The sequence below is a fragment of the Enterococcus sp. AAFC-DPL-5182 genome, from assembly GCF_058216605.1.
On record NZ_CM177101.1, the window covers coordinates 2751085 to 2768165 of the forward strand.

General features: G+C 35.9%; 16 protein-coding genes, 2 tRNA genes and 2 other annotated features. Of the genes, 8 read left to right on the top strand and 10 right to left on the bottom strand.

Translation table 11 applies throughout. The features are described from left to right. Positions 1–82 precede the first annotated feature (82 nt). Entirely contained in the window at positions 83–979 is an 897-nt protein-coding gene (rarD, locus tag AC4BB7_RS12890; protein WP_086313885.1) for an EamA family transporter RarD, read from the bottom strand. Between the two features lie 130 nt (positions 980–1109). Then, positions 1110–2075: a ribose-phosphate diphosphokinase gene (locus AC4BB7_RS12895; protein WP_086313886.1), complete on the bottom strand. Its 966-nt coding sequence runs from the start codon at positions 2073–2075 to the stop codon at positions 1110–1112. A 243-nt stretch (positions 2076–2318) separates the two neighbouring features. Here AC4BB7_RS12895 and AC4BB7_RS12900 point away from each other — a divergent pair, with 243 nt between their 5' ends. From AC4BB7_RS12900 to efaA, 4 genes are all read left to right on the top strand, one after another. Then, complete coding sequence (locus AC4BB7_RS12900; protein ID WP_490483305.1) at positions 2319–3515, top strand: serine hydrolase domain-containing protein; 1197 nt, start codon at positions 2319–2321, stop codon at positions 3513–3515. A 185-nt stretch (positions 3516–3700) separates the two neighbouring features. Then, the gene (locus AC4BB7_RS12905) at positions 3701–4456 is read left to right on the top strand and encodes a metal ABC transporter ATP-binding protein (protein WP_490483306.1); all 756 of its coding nucleotides are present in this window, start codon (positions 3701–3703) and stop codon (positions 4454–4456) included. After that, entirely contained in the window at positions 4453–5310 is an 858-nt protein-coding gene (locus AC4BB7_RS12910; RefSeq protein ID WP_490483307.1) for a metal ABC transporter permease, read from the top strand. Before AC4BB7_RS12905 ends, AC4BB7_RS12910 begins: the two co-directional genes overlap by 4 nt. Further along, positions 5307–6236, top strand: coding sequence for an Mn/Fe ABC transporter substrate-binding lipoprotein EfaA (gene efaA / locus AC4BB7_RS12915; RefSeq protein ID WP_490483308.1), 930 nt, complete (start codon positions 5307–5309; stop codon positions 6234–6236). Before AC4BB7_RS12910 ends, efaA begins: the two co-directional genes overlap by 4 nt. Positions 6237–6329: 93 nt before the next feature. On the opposite strand, the gene AC4BB7_RS12920 is transcribed toward efaA, so the two are convergent. The 7 genes from AC4BB7_RS12920 to AC4BB7_RS12950 form a co-directional block, all read right to left on the bottom strand. Further along, positions 6330–7868, bottom strand: a complete 1539-nt coding sequence (locus AC4BB7_RS12920; protein ID WP_490483309.1) for an ABC-F family ATP-binding cassette domain-containing protein — start codon at positions 7866–7868, stop codon at positions 6330–6332. Positions 7869–8514: 646 nt separating this feature from the next. Next, entirely contained in the window at positions 8515–9714 is a 1200-nt protein-coding gene (locus AC4BB7_RS12925; RefSeq protein WP_490483310.1) for an amidohydrolase, read from the bottom strand. A 16-nt stretch (positions 9715–9730) separates the two neighbouring features. Next, positions 9731–10564 (bottom strand): MetQ/NlpA family ABC transporter substrate-binding protein, encoded by an 834-nt coding sequence (locus AC4BB7_RS12930; RefSeq protein ID WP_490483311.1) that lies wholly within the window; start codon positions 10562–10564, stop codon positions 9731–9733. Positions 10565–10586: 22 nt separating this feature from the next. Next, the gene (locus AC4BB7_RS12935) at positions 10587–11267 is read right to left on the bottom strand and encodes a methionine ABC transporter permease (protein WP_490483312.1); all 681 of its coding nucleotides are present in this window, start codon (positions 11265–11267) and stop codon (positions 10587–10589) included. Between the two features lie 21 nt (positions 11268–11288). Further along, entirely contained in the window at positions 11289–12359 is a 1071-nt protein-coding gene (locus tag AC4BB7_RS12940; RefSeq protein WP_490483313.1) for a methionine ABC transporter ATP-binding protein, read from the bottom strand. Next, positions 12356–13204, bottom strand: a complete 849-nt coding sequence (locus AC4BB7_RS12945) for a MetQ/NlpA family ABC transporter substrate-binding protein (protein WP_490483314.1) — start codon at positions 13202–13204, stop codon at positions 12356–12358. The genes AC4BB7_RS12940 and AC4BB7_RS12945 overlap by 4 nt, the downstream gene beginning before the upstream one ends. A 70-nt stretch (positions 13205–13274) precedes the next feature. Next, positions 13275–13526, bottom strand: a binding site (T-box leader). A 76-nt stretch (positions 13527–13602) separates the two neighbouring features. Then, positions 13603–13837: a binding site (T-box leader), on the bottom strand. A 69-nt stretch (positions 13838–13906) separates the two neighbouring features. Beyond that, complete coding sequence (locus tag AC4BB7_RS12950) at positions 13907–14167, bottom strand: zinc-ribbon domain-containing protein (protein WP_086313897.1); 261 nt, start codon at positions 14165–14167, stop codon at positions 13907–13909. 191 nt (positions 14168–14358) lie between these two features. On the opposite strand from AC4BB7_RS12950, the gene AC4BB7_RS12955 reads away from it, so the two are divergent. The 3 genes from AC4BB7_RS12955 (at position 14359) to AC4BB7_RS12965 (ending at position 15443) form a co-directional block, all read left to right on the top strand. Beyond that, positions 14359–14431, top strand: a tRNA-Thr gene (locus AC4BB7_RS12955). Between the two features lie 134 nt (positions 14432–14565). Continuing rightward, positions 14566–14889: a YrdB family protein gene (locus AC4BB7_RS12960; protein ID WP_490483315.1), complete on the top strand. Its 324-nt coding sequence runs from the start codon at positions 14566–14568 to the stop codon at positions 14887–14889. A 59-nt stretch (positions 14890–14948) separates the two neighbouring features. Further along, positions 14949–15443, top strand: coding sequence for a GNAT family N-acetyltransferase (locus AC4BB7_RS12965; protein ID WP_490483316.1), 495 nt, complete (start codon positions 14949–14951; stop codon positions 15441–15443). Between the two features lie 79 nt (positions 15444–15522). Here AC4BB7_RS12965 and rpoN read toward each other — a convergent pair whose 3' ends face one another. Then, positions 15523–16848, bottom strand: a complete 1326-nt coding sequence (gene rpoN, locus AC4BB7_RS12970; RefSeq protein ID WP_490483317.1) for an RNA polymerase factor sigma-54 — start codon at positions 16846–16848, stop codon at positions 15523–15525. 60 nt (positions 16849–16908) lie between these two features. Here rpoN and AC4BB7_RS12975 point away from each other — a divergent pair. Beyond that, positions 16909–16980 (top strand) — tRNA-Arg (locus AC4BB7_RS12975). Positions 16981–17081 lie beyond the last annotated feature (101 nt).

The following is a 17081-nucleotide window of genomic DNA, read 5'->3' on the forward strand; positions in this document are numbered from 1 at the left end:
AACTCGTCCTTTCTGAATCCTTTTTAATGGGATTAGTTTAACATAACTGGAAATGTTCCTCAAAGAATGATTCTTTTATCAACTATTTTACAAAACGTTTTTCTTTTCGATACGTATAAATATTGCCATACGTAAAAACAGCTATCCCTGCCCAAATAAAACCAAATGCGATAAATTGATCGGCTGAATAAGGCTCATGGTATAAAAATAGTGCAGATATCAGCATTAAGGTTGGTCCTACATACTGAATAAAGCCTAAAATAATATAAGAAATCTGTTTTGCCGCTTGTGCAAAAAGCAATAAAGGAATTGCCGTAACGACTCCTGCACCCATCAGCAGCAGATTAGTAGATAGTTCGTAGTGCATAAATCCTTGTCGTGAAAAGAATAGTAGATAGACCAAAGCCACGGGTAAAATGACAAATGTTTCAATCGTCAACCCTGTATACGAACTCACAGTAACTCCTTTTTTGATCAATCCATAAAAACTAAATGTCACAGCCATGATAAGTGGCGCTAACGGAATTTCACCTGTTTGAATCGTTAGTAAAAGAACCCCCAGCAAAGCTAATCCGCATGCAATCATCCCTGAACGACTTAATTTCTCTTTCAAAATCAGAGTTGCCAATAAAACGTTCACTAGTGGATTCATATAATAGCCCAAACTCGCTTGGGTAACGTGCCCTTGACTAACTGTATAAATAAAGGTGAACCAATTTACTGAAATCAAAATAGCCGCACAAATAATAGCAAATAATTTTTTCTTATCTTGTATAACCATTTTGACCTCGGCTAAAAATAACGACCATCTCTTCGTCACTAAAATATAAACGATCATAAATAGAAAAGACCAAACGATGCGATAACATAATATATCCAACGGATCGACTGTAGGCAATAACTTCCAATAAATCGGAATGATCCCCCAAAATACATATGCAATAAAGCCTAATAAAACTCCCTTTTTCTGTTCTTTCACACGTGTAGCCCCTTTCCTTTGCTTGTATCATTTTTAATAAGTACTTTTATTTAACCAAATAAATACTAAAAAGAAGTCCAGTCTAAAGCAATAGCTGAACTTCTTTCTTGATTTAAACAGATTACGATGTTTATTTTTCTTCTAAACGAAATAACGGACTCATTGGTGTATTTTCATGAATTCGTTTTACTGCTTCGCCCATCAGCTCAGCACAAGAAACAATATTCAACGCAACTGGTTTACGGTCTTCAGAAATAAAGACAGAATCAGTCACACAAATCTGTTCAATTGGTGATGCATCTAAGGTTTCTTTAGCTCCTTTAGATAGTAACCCATGAGAAGCACAAGCATAGATACGTTTTGCCCCATTTTCTTTTAAAATCTCTGCAGCTGTCGCCATCGTACCGCCGGAATTTAAAATGTCGTCTACTAAAATACATGTCTTGCCTTTGACCTCACCAATAACATAACCTGAGCGTACACCATCAACTTCATCTTGATCCACGATTGCTAACGTCGCATCTAAGTATTCAGACAAGCTTCTCGCACGCTGTACACCGCTATTTTTAGGAGAAACGACAACGATATCTTCCCCTGTCAATTGCTGCTCACGATAATTATGGGCAAATAATGGCATTGTAAACAGATTATCTACTGGAATATCAAAAAATCCTTGAACTTGAACTGTATGTAGATCTAGCGTCAGTACGCGCGTTGCACCGGCTTCTTCTAATAAATTAGCCACTAATTTTGCTGTGATCGGTTCTCTTGGTTTAGCAGTCCGATCCTGTCTGGCATACCCATAATAAGGTAATACCACATTGATTGTTTTAGCACTTGCTCGTTTTAACGCATCGATCATAATCAACAACTCCATTAAGTTGTCATTGACAGGAAGATTGGTTGATTGAACAAGAAAAACATGGTCCCCACGAATACTCTCTTCAATATTGATTTGAATCTCTCCATCACTAAACTGACGCACCGTGCTTTTTCCTAGTTCAGTCCCGACGACTTCAGCAATTTTCTCTGCTAAAGGGCGATTTGCATTCAAACTAAAGATTCGTAATGTTTTATCCTGGTATTTTTGGGTCATGATTTCCTCCGTGATCTAGATATTTTTCTATTCTTATAATTAAACACTTCATTTTCTATTTTAACACTGATTCCATAAAAAATCATGGATCTTTTTCTTTCCTGTGACAAATATATGAAAATCCAACGACTTTTAATCGAATTAAATTTGTGCTTACAAAAGTGTTCGTTAAATCCTATACAATCATCTTGCGTTTCTCCATTGTACAAGTAAAATAAGTACTAATCGGAGGTGGTCGAAGACATGCACTACAAGAAACATCATAAAAAAAGAAGCCCTTATACGCCCATATTAATTATTTTGCTCTTAATCATTTTGGTAGGAATAGAACTTTATCTTTTATTTTTTCAAAATCGGACTACACCTGCTTCTCAAACTGGTTCAAGTGAGTCCATCACAGAGACAACACAGTCTTCTACATCCCTTACACCAGATGCACAACAAGCAGAAAATTTTAATAAAGAAGTCCAACCCACTTCTGATTTTGCTAATGAAATAAATCAGGAATTGGAAGATAAACAATTTATCGGTACCGTTCTTGTTATTCACAATGGACAGATTATTTTGCAGAAAGGGTTTGGTTACGCGAATTTTTCGGAAAATCGTCCCAACACTTACGAATCTACATTTCAAATTGGGTCAATTCAAAAAGCCTTTACTGCTTCTCTTATTTTACAACAAGTACAAGCACAGAAGCTCTCATTAGATGACACTTTAGATCGTTTTTATCCAACTATTGAAGGTAGTGAAAAAATCACGATTCGCCAATTACTTTCGATGACTTCCGGCTTATATCAAAAAATCAAGCCGACAATTATGATGTCTGATGATGCCTTTCTTCAATTTTCGATTTCAAATGCAGTGATGGGTGTCTATGGAAAATATAAATATGAGGCGGTCAACTATTCAATTTTAGTTGGTATTCTAGAACAATTGACTGGCACTTCTTACCGAACTTTATTTACTCAAACATTCAACCAAGGTCTTAAATTATCTCATACCTGCTTTTATAATGACTTCATCAAGTCAAGTAACCGAACCTATGCCTATGAGAAAGTTGATGGTAAAAATTTTGGTTCTATCATCCGTGATGATACCTTAACATTCGATCAAGAAATTGGTACGGGAAATGTTGGGATGACTGTTGGCGATCTTTATTTATTTTATTCTAGTTTATTTGAAGGGAAAATTGTTGACCAACAAATTATCGATGAACTTTGGACGCCTGACACTGAGACAAAATACATGGGTGGACTTTACAATTTCCCTTACTATATTAAAGGACATGGTACAGAAGGTGGTTTTGAATCAAATGCAATGGTTTCAAAAGATCTTCAAAATGCCGTAATCTTATTATCCAATCAATACCCTAAAGATAACACACATTCAGAATTAGCAAAATCGATTTTCAATTTACTTGGACCTTATCAAAGTAAATGATAGTAAGAAATGAAAGTTAGAACAGAAGCGTTTATACAGATTCTAAATGAGTGGGATATGACTCGAAAAGTTATGTCCCACTTACTTTTTTTATTTATTTTTAGGCTAACCTAAAAAATGGATTGATTTTAATTTAAGTTTATCTTATACTGATTTTAAGGCAAACCTAAAAAGGAGGTTTTTTTATGTCTATAAATAATAATATTCTTACAATCAAACATTTATCAGTTAGTTATCAAGGGCAAAAGGTCTTAAACGATATTTCTTTACAAATTCCCGCTGGAAAAATCACAGGAATTATCGGGCCAAATGGTGCGGGAAAATCTACCTTTCTAAAAGGAATGCTTGGATTACTTAAAACAGATTCAAGAACAGTTTTATTAGGAGAACAACTTCTTGATACTCAAAAGAAACGAATCGCTTACGTGGAACAACGCAGCGCATTAGACCTGTCTTTTCCCATCAATGTTTTGGAGGTTGTTCTTCTAGGTACCTATCCAAAATTAGGATTGATGAAGCGCCCTAAAAAACAAGAAAAGGAACAAGCCTTAAAAGCGCTTAAGACAGTACAGCTGGAAGAATTTGCTAAGCGCCAGATTGGTGAGTTATCTGGTGGGCAATTACAACGGGTATTTATTGCCAGAGTACTTGCTCAAGAAGCTGATATTATTGTATTAGATGAACCTTTTGTCGGCATTGACATGACGAGTGAAAAAGTCATCATGGATATTCTAAAACAATTAAAAGATGCTGGAAAAACGATCGTGATCGTCCATCATGATCTTCACAAAGTCGCTCACTATTTTGACGAAGTTATCATCTTAAAGAAAAAACTAATTGCTTGTGGACCCGTTGCAACTACATTTACAAATAAAAATATCCAATTAGCATATGGTGAAACAATGGGCGATATCATTATCAAAGGAGTGGCTGATGCATGATTACAAATTTTATTGACGGGCTGATTCGCTACCAATTTTTACAAAATGCTTTGATTACCTCGATCATCGTTGGATTGGTTTCAGGAATCATTGGGTCGTTTATCGTATTACGAGGAATGTCTTTGATGGGAGATGCCATCTCTCATGCTGTCTTACCTGGAGTTGCTGCTTCTTATATGTTTGGTGTCAATTATATTTTCGGCGCTTCGATTTTTGGTATTTTAGCGGCTTTATTGATTGGGTTTATCACTCAAAAAAGTCAGTTAAAAAATGATACAGCTATTGGTGTTGTTTTTAGTTCATTTTTCGCGTTAGGAATCATTATGATCTCATTCGCAAAAAGTTCAACTGACCTTTATCATATTCTCTTCGGGAATGTTTTAGCCGTTCGAGATTCTGATATTTTGATTACTGTTGTCGTTGGAATCATCGTGTTGATCTTTGTTGGCTTGTTCTATAAAGAGCTACAAATCACCTCTTTTGATCCAACAATGGCGCAAGCTTATGGGCTAAATGTTCAATTTTTCCATTATGCATTGATGTTTTTATTAACATTAGTGGCTGTTTCATCTTTACAAACAGTGGGAACGATTCTAGTGATTGCTATGTTGATCACACCTGCCGCTACTGCTTACTTGTTGACGAATCACTTGCCTACAATGATTGCTTTAGCTTCTCTTTTTGGGATACTAAGCTCGATCATCGGTTTATTCTTTAGTTATTCATATAACTTAGCTTCAGGTGCTACGATCGTTTTAACCGCAGCAGCATTTTTCATTATCGCTTTTCTATTTTCCCCTAAAAAAGGCTTATTTTTTATCAATAAACAGAAAACGGAGGAACCTACATTATGAGAAAGAAAATACTTTTTATTACGGCACTAGCTAGTTTATTTTTACTAGCTGCTTGTCAGTCTAAATCTGCAGATACCTCAGATAAAGAAAAAATCAATGTTGTTGCTACTAACTCGATTCTTGCTGATATGGTCGATAATGTGGGGAAAGATTTAGTCAATTTACACAGTATCGTCCCAGTTGGAACAGATCCACATGAATATGAACCATTACCGGAAGATGTTGCCAAAGCCTCTGAAGCGGACGTTTTATTCTTCAATGGACTAAACTTAGAAACAGGGGGAAACGGCTGGTTCAGCAAACTAATGGAAACAGCTAAGAAAAAAGAAGATCAAGACTTTTTCTCCGTTAGTAAAAATGTTGAACCAATGTACTTAACGAGTGCTGGACAAGAAAATGAACAAGATCCACATGCTTGGTTAGATATCCAAAACGGAATTGCTTATGTAGAATCGATCAGAGATACATTGAGCAAAAAAGACCCTAAAAATAAAGAAACCTATGAAAAAAATGCCAAAGAATACATTGAAAAACTGTCTGCTTTAGACAAAGAAGCCAAAGAAAAATTCGCAGATATTCCTGAAAACAAAAAGTTACTAGTCACAAGTGAAGGTGCTTTTAAATACTTCTCAAAAGCATACGGATTGACGGCTGCTTACATTTGGGAAATCAATACAGAAAGTCAAGGAACACCAGATCAAATGAAACAAATCATCGATAAAATTCATAAAACAAAAGTCCCTTCTCTATTTGTTGAAACAAGTGTAGACAAACGTAGTATGGAACGAGTTTCAAAAGAAACAGACTTACCGATTTACAGTACGATCTTTACTGATTCTATCGCTAAAAAAGGCGAAGATGGTGACAGTTATTACGCCATGATGAAATGGAATTTAGATAAGATCCATGATGGACTGATGAAATAAGAAAAGAGCCCGTAACAAAACTGCTTGTTAGTTTTGTTACGGGCTTTAACTCTGAATAATCGGAGATAAGACCTTTTGTCTCGACCTCTTTTATTATCGAATCATTTCTTCAATATTGATGACACGATCTGTGATATCTGTATAAAATTCTTCCTCATGGGAAACGATCACAATCGTTCCTTGATACTGTTGAATCGCTTGACGCAAGCTGTCTTTCGCTGCTGCATCAATATGATTCGTTGGTTCATCCAAGAAAATAAGATTACTTGAATCCATTGTCAGCTCACTTAGTTTTACTTTTGTTTGTTCTCCCCCACTTAGTAGACGTAGTTGTTGATTTACTAACTTATCAGGCAATCCACATTTCGCTAAATACGTACGGATTTCTTTCACTGTTTTTTTAGGAAAGCAATCACTTAAATAGGCTAATGGAGTCAAATAGTCATTTTCCCACGTCAACTCTTGGGAGAAATAAGCGATTTTAGTATTCGCTGGATACTGATACTCCCCACTGATCGGTTGAATTCTACCAGTTAGAGTTTTGATCAGCGTTGATTTACCAATGCCGTTAAATCCTTTTATGGCTACTTTTTCTCCACTATGCACAGATAAATTGATCGGAGCTAATAATGGTTCGTTGTATCCAATCACTAATTCGTCTGTAATCAATGCTAGGCTTGCGACGATTGGCTGATAGGGAAATTGAATTTGTGGTTTCATTAAACTGCCTGGAGGTGCCATACGTTCCACACGGTCTAATTGTTTTTGTCGACTTTTTGCCATAGTCGCGCGATTGCCGGCCTTGTATTTACGAATATAGGCTTCTGCTTTTTCAATTTTTGCTTGTTGGGCATGGTATTGTTTTAAGTAGCTTTCTTTATTTTGTTCCTTTTGAGCAAAAGATTTTTCCACATTCCCTGTATATTTCGTTAATTTACCAAATTCAATATCACAAATACAATTCGTAACAGCATTTAAAAAGTGATAATCATGGGACACTAAAATAAACGTTCCATCAAAATCATTTAAATAATCGATCAGCCATTGAATATGAGTATCATCTAAATAGTTTGTCGGTTCATCTAATAATAAAACATCAGGTTCTTCTAGTAGCAACTTTGCCAAAATAACTTTGGATCGTTGTCCACCGCTTAACTCATTCATTGGTCGCTCTAATCCGATTGCTTCAATTCCTAAACCATTCGCAAGATCATTGATGATCGGATCGATTTGATAAAAATCACTTTCATCTAGTTGCGTTTGTAAGTTCCCTGCCCGCTCTAACAATTTGTCTGCACCAGTTTCACCATACTCTGTGTACAACTCATTTATCTTCTCTTCGATTTCATAAAGTACCTTGTACGCTTGATGTAAAAATTCATTGATCGTACTATTGCCAATCACCTCAACGTATTGATCCAAGTACCCGATTTTCGTATTATTTTGCCAAGTAATGCTACCATCATCTGCCAAAATTTCACCGGTTAAGATCTTGACTAAAGTAGATTTCCCTACACCATTTTGTCCAGTTAGCCCCATATGATCACCTTTATTGACACGAAGGGATGCATCTTCATACAGAATTTTTTCGCCAAAACGTTGGGTTAGATGTTCGATTGTTAATAAACTCATTTTTTTATTCCTCTTTTCGATTTTTGCAAAGCTTCCTTTGAAATGCTTTGCTCTTCATTCATTGTAAATTTCAGTAACTATCAGTTTTTATCTACTCAAAAATTAAAGTTGTTTTGCACAACGCTTTCGTACGTTTAACGTAAAGGTCATTTGTTGTTTATTCAGATAAAAAAACAAGCGATCAAATAGGTTCACCTATCTTATCCCTTGTCATATCGACAAAGGACAACGTACGAAACACGTTGTCCTTTGTTCAGCACTATAAAAATCATGATCATCGTCAAAAGCAACACTAAATAAGACTACCGCTTAGTCTCAAAAACTCAGTCTTTATTTTGACGATGAAGCGTTCATTTTATTAGGCTCCACAACAATGCTTCATCACATTCATCTGTTGGGAGCTGCTTCTTTTCACAAATTTATCTGAAAGAAAAAACATTCTTAATCACCTTTCTTTACAAAAATAGTCTACCATAATTGTTTTGAAAAGCAAGAATATTGTTGAGCGATACTTTCGCTCTTTGTACAATATATTGAATTATTTTTCTTATATCTCTAGTCAACACTTTTAATAATACTGGTCTTACATAAAGAAAAAACATAAGTATTGAACTCTTTCCAGTATCAATACTTATGTTTTTTCATATTACGATTCAAATAAATTTAAATAAGTCAGAGCATAACGCACGTGAAATTCTGTTGCCAATGCTAGTCCTGCTTCATCGATATCAAATTTTTCATGGTGATGGCCATATTGTGTATCTGGATTATCTAGATTCCGAGTTCCTACTCTTCCATATACGCCTGGCGCTTTCAGTAAAAAATCCGCAAAATCATCTGCACCTAAGCTCTTCGTATGATCAGTGACAACATTTTCACTTCCAACGATTTCAGCCGCTACTTTTTGTGCTAATTCAGTTGCAGTATCATCATTGATCAAAGGTCCTGCTGCATCATGGATATGAAAAGATGAGATTTTTGTTCGGTGTGCTTCTGCAATTTGATTTGCTATTTCTTCTACACGTTTTAAAACGAACGCTCTTGTTTCATGGCTGAATGCTCGAACTGTTCCTTCGATTCTTGCATGGTTAGCAACAATATTATATCTCGTTCCAGCATCAAGTACTCCAATGCCAACAACAATTGGGTCTAAAGGACTTACCTCTCTTGCAGCAATTTTCTGTAATTCAACGACAATGCTAGCTGCAGCCAACACAGCATCTCGGCCAACATTTGGTTGTGCCACATGACTACTTAGTCCTTCGACCTCAATTTTAAAAATATCACACGATGCATTGGTTGCCCCTTTAGTTGCCACTAATTTTCCCACAGGAACACTAGAATCTAAATGGATTCCGAAAACTTGATCGATATCTTCTACAAAACCACCCTCAACAAATTGACAAGCTCCTGCTCCGATTTCTTCTGCTGGCTGAAAAGCTAATTTGATGGTTCCAGCAAAATCGTCTTTATGGTTTTTTAACACTTTTGCAGCACCTAACAAAGCTGCTGCATGTCCATCATGTCCACAGGCATGATTTAATCCAGGATTTTTAGATTGGTATTCTTTTCCTGTAGCATCTTCCAATTCTAACGCATCAATATCTGCTCTTAGAATAATTGTTTTACCAGGTTTTGCTCCTTCAATGGTTCCAAGTACACCTGTTTCGCCTACTTCTTCAAATGGAATACCTAGTTTATTTAGTTCTTCTTTGATTCGTTTGATTGTTTCAAATTCCTTTAAACTAGCTTCTGGATATTGATGAAAATGACGTCTAAGTGCGATCACTTCATCTGTATTTTGTTGGATTTCTGCTTGAATCGATTGTTTTGTCAATGTAGTCATCTAATCGCCCTCCTTTTTATTTTCTGCCAAATGTTTCCCAAGCTGGAACACTAGAACCTTTTGATGTTTCTTCAATCACTTTTTTGGTTTCTTCTTGTTGATATGTGTCCACTACTTTATTGTATGTTTTATTGTCTTCGTCTTCTTTACGCGCAACAATGATATTCACATAGGGCTTAGATGTTTTATCCACAGGCTCTAAGAAAATTGCATCTTTTGCCGGAACAAAGCCAGCATCAACAGCCATTCCGCTATTGATTACAGAAGCATCGATATCTTGAAGTGCTCTAGCCGTTTGTGAAGCATCTAATTCTGTGATCTTTAAGTTTAATTTATTTTCAGTAATATCACTTACTGTCGGTGTTTGCTTCTTAGCAGGATCAACTTTGATCAATCCAGCACTTTGTAATAATAGTAAGGCACGTCCTCCGTTTGTCGCATCATTTGGAATCGCGATCTCAGCACCTTCTTTTAATTCTTTAACGCCTTTGATTTTTGAAGAATATATTCCCAGTGGTGCACTAACGGTATTACCAATGGAGACTAGGTCTGTTTTATGTTCTGAATTATAGTTATCTAAGAAAATTTGATGCTGGAATGAATTTAAATCGATTTCTTTTTCAGCTAAGGCCGCGTTTGGTTGTGTATAATCAGAGAATTCAACAAGCTCTAAATCGATTCCCTCATCTTTCAAACGTTCTTTGACTGATTCTAGTACTTCATTATTCGCACCAACTACACCTAATTTTACGACTTCATTCTTTTCACTTTTGGCACTTCCAGCAGAACATCCTGCTAATACAAACCCAATTGTTAATGCTAATCCGATAATTTTCACTGTTTTTTTCATTCTATTTCCTCTTTTCGTTTTTTTAATGTGATGTTTTTTTGATCAATGTGTTGCTAATAAACTGGCTGGCAAAAACCAAAACTAAAATAATCAGCGTTGCAACAACTGTGACGTCTGTTTGGAATCGATTATAACCTCTAGTGATTGCAAGATTCCCCAGACCACCTGCTCCAATCGCTCCAGCCATCGCCGTTAACCCAATCAGATTAATGATCGTAACCGATGAAACTCGAATGATACTTGGTAAGCCTTCCACTAAATACACTCTAAAAATAATTCCCAAAGGGCTAGTTCCCATTGATTCCGCCGCTTCAATCACACCCGGATCGACTTCTAATAAGGCATTTTCGATTTGGCGAGCAAAAAATGGAATCACCCCTATCACCAGCGGCACTAACGCAGCCGTTGTCCCAATCGTTGTTCCTGTTAAAAAACGAGTGATCGGCTGAATCAATGCCAGCATGATGATAAAGGGAATGGATCTACAAACGTTGATAATTTTTTCTAAAATATTATACAGAACACTATTTTTTAAAATCCCCTCAGGACCTGTTGCAACTAGAACGACGCCAAGTAATGTTCCTAAAATACCAGCGATAACCGCCGTCCAAAAGACCATATAAAGTGTTTCAATCGTACTATCGATAAACTCTTGTTTTAGTAGTAAAACATTTGGAAAATATTGTTGTAAAAATGACTGCATTTAGGTCACTCCTTTTTTAATTTAGATAACATGTAATGGGATAACACTTTCTTTTGTTTCGCTCTTTTTCAAAACTTTGATTTTCACACCCTGTTTTTGCAGAAAGTCCAAAGCTCTATCTCGCTGAGTTTCTTCTCCCGAAAGAATGACGATCAAATTGCCAATTGGCACTTGCTGCAAGATTTCTACATTTCCATATAAAATATTCGTCACCACATGATATTTACTGTAAAGCTGAGCAATCAACGGTTCGCTTGTTTGCTCTCCTACATAAGAAAATTCCACCAACACTTCATTTCCACTCAAATTAGTCAAACTAGGATGTTGAATAATTGTTTCCAATGCTTGATCGATATGTGTTGCTGTCCGGATAAAGTCCTTCGTCAAGGTTTCTTTAGGTTGACTAAAAATCGATACAATATCATTTTCTTCAATCACCTGTCCGTCTTCCATCACCGCTACTTTATTGCAAATTTCTTTCACCACTTGCATCTCATGAGTGATCAAAACAATCGTTAAGCCTAATTCTTTATTTAATTTCTTCAATAGGTCTAAAATTTGAATTGTTGTTTTAGGATCTAAAGCGCTCGTTGCTTCATCACATAATAATATTTCGGGATCATTTGCTAATGCCCTAGCGATAGCTACACGCTGCTTTTGCCCGCCCGACAGTTGGCTAGGATAAGCATCTCTCTTCTCTGAAAGACCTACTAAGTCGAGCAGTCGTTCGATTTTTTCTTTACGTTGCTCTTTTGACAATCCAGAATACTTTAGAGAAAAATCAACATTCGCAAAAATCGAGCGTTCTTTCATTAAATTAAAATGCTGGAAAATCATTCCGATTTTTTTCCGTTGAGCTCTTAATTCTTTTGCTGAAAAAGAAAGAATATCTTGGTTGTTGATGATCACTTGTCCAGCTGTTGGTCGTTGCAGTAAGTTGATTACCCGAACCAGAGTACTTTTTCCTGCGCCTGAATACCCCACAATTCCAAATACATCTTCTTTTTCAATTGTTAGAGAAACATTTTTCACTGCCTCGATTCGCTGTTTCTTCTGATAAAAAGTAACGTCTATATTTTTTAATTCGATCATTTTTGTTCCCCCTGTAATTCTTTTGGAATAAACCAGTAATTTCCTTGGTTATGCTCTTTTAAATATTTTTGAAACTCTTCTGAATGATAAGCTTTCACTACAGCTTGAGCCCAATCACTCTTTGAATTTTTCTCATCAATCGTGGCGACTAATTCGTAGTCTTTTAACACATCTTCCGAAAGTAAACTGTCTTTTGGATCAAGCTTGGCGCTGTATACAATACTTCCTGGAATCACTGCAAAATCTAAATCTGCTAGACTTCTAGGGATTTGAGCGGATGACATTTGGACCAGTTCCAGATTCTTCGAATTACTCACAATATCTTCTTTTGTTGCTTTTACTGGATCGATTCCTGTTTTTAACTTGATCCAGCCAGCTTTTTGTAAGAGATTGAAGGCTCGTGCAGTATTTGAAGCATCATCTGGAATCCCAATTTTATCGCCTTCTTTCACTTCATCTAGCGTAGTTCTTTTCCCTGGAAACAGCCCTGCTGGAACAGTTGGAATTGGTGTGATACCAACCAAGTGAGTTCCTTTATTTTCATTAAAATTGTTTAGATAAGCGATATGTTGGTCAACATTTAAATCGATAGTACCCTCTGATAGTGCCACATCAGCTTGGATCAATTCTGTAAATTCTGTTTGTTCTATTTGATAGCCATCCTTCTCCAAAATAGGTTTGACGGCTTCTAAAAATAATTCACTATAGGGTCCAGGTGATGTGCCGACTCGAATGATTTTCGTTTCTTTTTCTTTGTTTAATGAAGCCTTGTCAGTATTTCCACACGCTGCAATTCCAACGATTCCCGCTAATACCAATGCAATACACAATAACTTTTTCTTCATACTATTATCCCTCCATTATTGTTATTTATAAAAAGAAAAAAAGCGTCCTCAAATGTATAAAAATTATACATTTGAGGACGCTTTTGCGTGCTACCACCTCTATTTGATATCTACTCACATAGATATCCTCATCAAGTACGGCGATCAATGATCGATTATACTCTAGTACTATAACGGGTACATCCGTCGCTGTCTTATGAATGATTCACTCGAAGCGCTGCTCAATGGCCATTTTCCAGATTTCGTTTATCGCTTGTTTTCAGCTACCCAAGCTCTCTGTTAGATATCGTTTCATCTGTACTTTCCATTTCATTGCTTTATTTATTCAGTTGTTTAAAAAATCTAATGACGCTATTTCCATGATGAGCATAAAAATAGCCCTCTACTAGCATACACTAGTAAAGGGCGAATAATCGCGGTACCACCTTTGTTTTAAAGTAATCATCATTACTTTTCTTAGACCAAGTCTTATAACTTGCTGCTTTGATAACGGGTGCTTTCCCGAAGCTGCTTACCTATCAACAGCTTGTCCTCGTGAGGCCATCTTCAACTCTTATGCGCTTATCTCTTTTCACCAACCGAGACTCTCTTGTAAAGCACGTCCAAATTTACTCTTCTCTTCAACGGACTGTTATTCTTTTTGTTGTTACGTTGTATATTACTAGAAAATAAATTCCCTGTCAAACCTTTTTTTAAATTTGTCTACTCAGTAATAGTTTCTACAGAGCTAACTAAGTACTGCTCTAAGACATCTTTAGATAATTCTTTGCCATATCCACAAATTGGACACAACAAGTAGTGACTAGACGATGTGGTAAAAAGTGGAATCCAAAATAACGTGAATTTTCGTCCTACTTGCTTTCCTTGCATGATTACTTCGTTGTTGCAGTGACTGCAATCGCATTGAATCACTGTATCTCCCAAATCTCTTTCAAATCCTGTACTACCCCAAACAATAAACATATTTATTTTCTCCCCTTTGTTTCAGTTTAGCAATACATGCAGTTCTGTGTCAATAGAATATTTTGATATAAGATAGAATTATACTTTAGTTATATAACAAGTTATAAACATTCTTGTTCTTATATTGTACAAGGAAATATATTGACAAACCTTACTATCTACGGTAACCTGTTATCTGTATTACTAATATTGCCGCCTTAGCTCAGCTGGTAGAGCACCACCATGGTAAGGTGGGGGTCGACGGTTCGAATCCGTCAGGTGGCTTACTGATAAATGCTGCATCCTTTTATTATTCAAGGATGCAGCATTTTTGATATAGTTGTATTGACTATCCCCTTAACTCCAATGTTATTATTAAACAAGACAAACAAAAATCCAGAAAAAAGTAGGTGACTAACATGGTCAAAACACTTAATGACAGCGTTCGATTCATACTGGAATTAATCACGATCGGTTTAATGATAATAGCGGCTTTAAACATAAATACACTCATGCTAAAGCTTATATTCAGTATTGGTTTTCCCATTTGTACGGTTCTTTTTTGGGGCAAATATATGGCTCCTTTATCACCTGATCGGTTAACTGAAATTGAACGAATTATTGTTGAAATCATCTTATTCGGCGGCGTTGGTTTCATTTCTTATATCGTCGGAAATAAAAAAATTGCTATACTCTATCTATTAGTTACAACAGTCAATACTATTTTAGACCATATACTTTGAATAGATTAACATATTTTAATTTAAAAATACGTACAATAAAACTTGGGAGGTAAATCATAATGTTCAATGATAGCAATCTACTATTTGAATTCTATCAAAAAAACGATCGACACTTGTATTCCGTTCTCACCAAAGATATTCGTGTGATGCGCTACATCACTGAAAAGGTAGAGCCTGAACTTGAAGCCATTGAAAATTTCGACAAAATTTTAACTTATAATAAAACCCATAATGATCAAACAGGCTATTACAAATTTTTTGATCAAGAAGACTATATTGGTTTCGGTAAATTGTCTTGGGATGAAGAAAATAAAATAGAGATCGGTTATATGCTTTTGCCTGAACACTGGGGAAAAGGCTATGCCACTCAAATCATTTTAGCCCTATTAAACTTGATAAAACAATCAGAAACCTTATCTCAAGCCACTCTTTATGCCATTATTGATCCTAAAAATGGTGCATCAAAGCACCTATTAGAAAAGTATCACTTTATTTCTGTTTGGCAAGGTATTGAAGATGGTTTACCTTCGGAACATTTAGTTTGGCAGCCGTAACCCGTTCATTTATTGAATAATTAAAAAAGTGTCTAGCTCTATTTTCTCAGAGTTAGACACTTTTTCGATTCTTAATGTTTTATTCGTCATATCTTTTACGCTTGGAAGAAGAAGGGATGCCCAGAGCTTCTCGGTACTTTGTAACAGTGCGACGGGAAATTTCAATTTCTTGTTCTTTTAACAAGTCTACCAACTTCTGATCGGAAAGTGGCTTCGCTTTATTTTCATTATCAACTAAAGCTTGCAGTTGTTTTTTAATACTGCTGGTTGAGGTCTCTTCTCCTGTATCGTCATTTGATAAACCATGGGAAAAGAATGAACGCAACTCAAAAACCCCAAATTCTGTTTCTAGGTATTTCCCATTAACTGACCGACTAACTGTCGATTCATGTACGTTCAATGATTCTGCAATTTCCTTTAAGGTCATTGGTTTTAATGGACGATCCTCTTTAAAAAAGAAATCCTGCTGACGTTGGACAATTTCCGTGCCAACTCTTAAAATCGTATCCCCACGTTGAATAATCGTTTTCTCCAGCCACTCAAATTCATTTTTCTTTTCTTTGATGTATTCTTGAACTTCTTTATCATCCGTTGCTTCCATTCTTTCAAAGTACGCTTGCTGAAACTGAATGGTCGGTGTACCAGTCTTATTTGAAAGAACTGTTAGCTGATTTTCTTCGATTCGTAAAGTTAGATCCGGACGTATGTATAACCCTGAAGTTGATTCAAAAATACTTCCAGGAGATGGTGTTAATGTCTGAATATAATCAAAAATCGTTTGAATTTCTGACAATGCTACATCAAATTTTTTCGCAATCAGTCCCCATTTTCGATTAGCCAAATGAGTAAACTCTTCTTCAATGACAATATACGCCAATTCAGGAGCTGTATCATCTCGCTCAATCTGCAACATCAAACATTCCCGTAAGTCTCTTGCCCCAACTCCTGCTGGATCTAATTGCTGAATCAGCGTCAAAGCATCTAGCATTTCAATTGCTTTTGCTCCTGTTTTTAGAGCTGCTTCATCTAAGTCGATCATCAAATAACCATTTAAATCGATATACTCAACTAAAAATAATACCAATGTTCGCAGATAGGTATCTCGATAATTTAAATGAATTTGGTCGATCAAATATTCAAAAAGCGATGTATGATTATCAGGAATTTGATTTAAATAGTTATGTTCCTCATTGGTATATGTTTTACCACTGGAATAGGGAAGATCTCCAAAATTTGTCTCTGATTGAACATCAATCAAAGGATTTTCTAAGGACTTTGCTTCTATGTATGCGTAAAGTTCTTCTGAATTGTATTGTAAAATTTGAATAGACTGCTGTAATTGTTGTGTCATAGCTAGCTTTTGAACTTGCTTTTGTTGTTGTGACAAATGTTGTTCAAATTTCATTATTTTTTCCCCTCCCCCTTGTAATTTATCAAAATATCAGCTAAACTAGTAAACGTGCTTGCGCCCTTAGTGTAGTGGATATCACGTAAGATTCCGGTTCTTGAGACGGGGGTTCGATTCCCTCAGGGCGCGTTTTTAATAATATAGTTTAATCATGATTTTTACTATTATGTCAGTTCTAAAACTGATTATACCATATTTTAACACTGATTATTGATTTAAATTTTGGGTGG

Coding starts and splice junctions, on each gene's coding strand:
- AC4BB7_RS12965 (WP_490483316.1), top strand. CDS start 14,949: ATGTTCAATGATAGCAATCTACTATTTGAATTCTATCAAAAAAACGAT.
- AC4BB7_RS12910 (WP_490483307.1), top strand. CDS start 4,453: ATGATTACAAATTTTATTGACGGGCTGATTCGCTACCAATTTTTACAA.
- AC4BB7_RS12925 (WP_490483310.1), bottom strand. CDS start 9,714: ATGACTACATTGACAAAACAATCGATTCAAGCAGAAATCCAACAAAAT.
- AC4BB7_RS12920 (WP_490483309.1), bottom strand. CDS start 7,868: ATGAGTTTATTAACAATCGAACATCTAACCCAACGTTTTGGCGAAAAA.
- AC4BB7_RS12940 (WP_490483313.1), bottom strand. CDS start 12,359: ATGATCGAATTAAAAAATATAGACGTTACTTTTTATCAGAAGAAACAG.
- rpoN (WP_490483317.1), bottom strand. CDS start 16,848: ATGAAATTTGAACAACATTTGTCACAACAACAAAAGCAAGTTCAAAAG.
- AC4BB7_RS12945 (WP_490483314.1), bottom strand. CDS start 13,204: ATGAAGAAAAAGTTATTGTGTATTGCATTGGTATTAGCGGGAATCGTT.
- AC4BB7_RS12960 (WP_490483315.1), top strand. CDS start 14,566: ATGGTCAAAACACTTAATGACAGCGTTCGATTCATACTGGAATTAATC.
- AC4BB7_RS12900 (WP_490483305.1), top strand. CDS start 2,319: ATGCACTACAAGAAACATCATAAAAAAAGAAGCCCTTATACGCCCATA.
- AC4BB7_RS12905 (WP_490483306.1), top strand. CDS start 3,701: ATGTCTATAAATAATAATATTCTTACAATCAAACATTTATCAGTTAGT.
- AC4BB7_RS12930 (WP_490483311.1), bottom strand. CDS start 10,564: ATGAAAAAAACAGTGAAAATTATCGGATTAGCATTAACAATTGGGTTT.
- efaA (WP_490483308.1), top strand. CDS start 5,307: ATGAGAAAGAAAATACTTTTTATTACGGCACTAGCTAGTTTATTTTTA.
- AC4BB7_RS12950 (WP_086313897.1), bottom strand. CDS start 14,167: ATGTTTATTGTTTGGGGTAGTACAGGATTTGAAAGAGATTTGGGAGAT.
- AC4BB7_RS12935 (WP_490483312.1), bottom strand. CDS start 11,267: ATGCAGTCATTTTTACAACAATATTTTCCAAATGTTTTACTACTAAAA.
- AC4BB7_RS12895 (WP_086313886.1), bottom strand. CDS start 2,075: ATGACCCAAAAATACCAGGATAAAACATTACGAATCTTTAGTTTGAAT.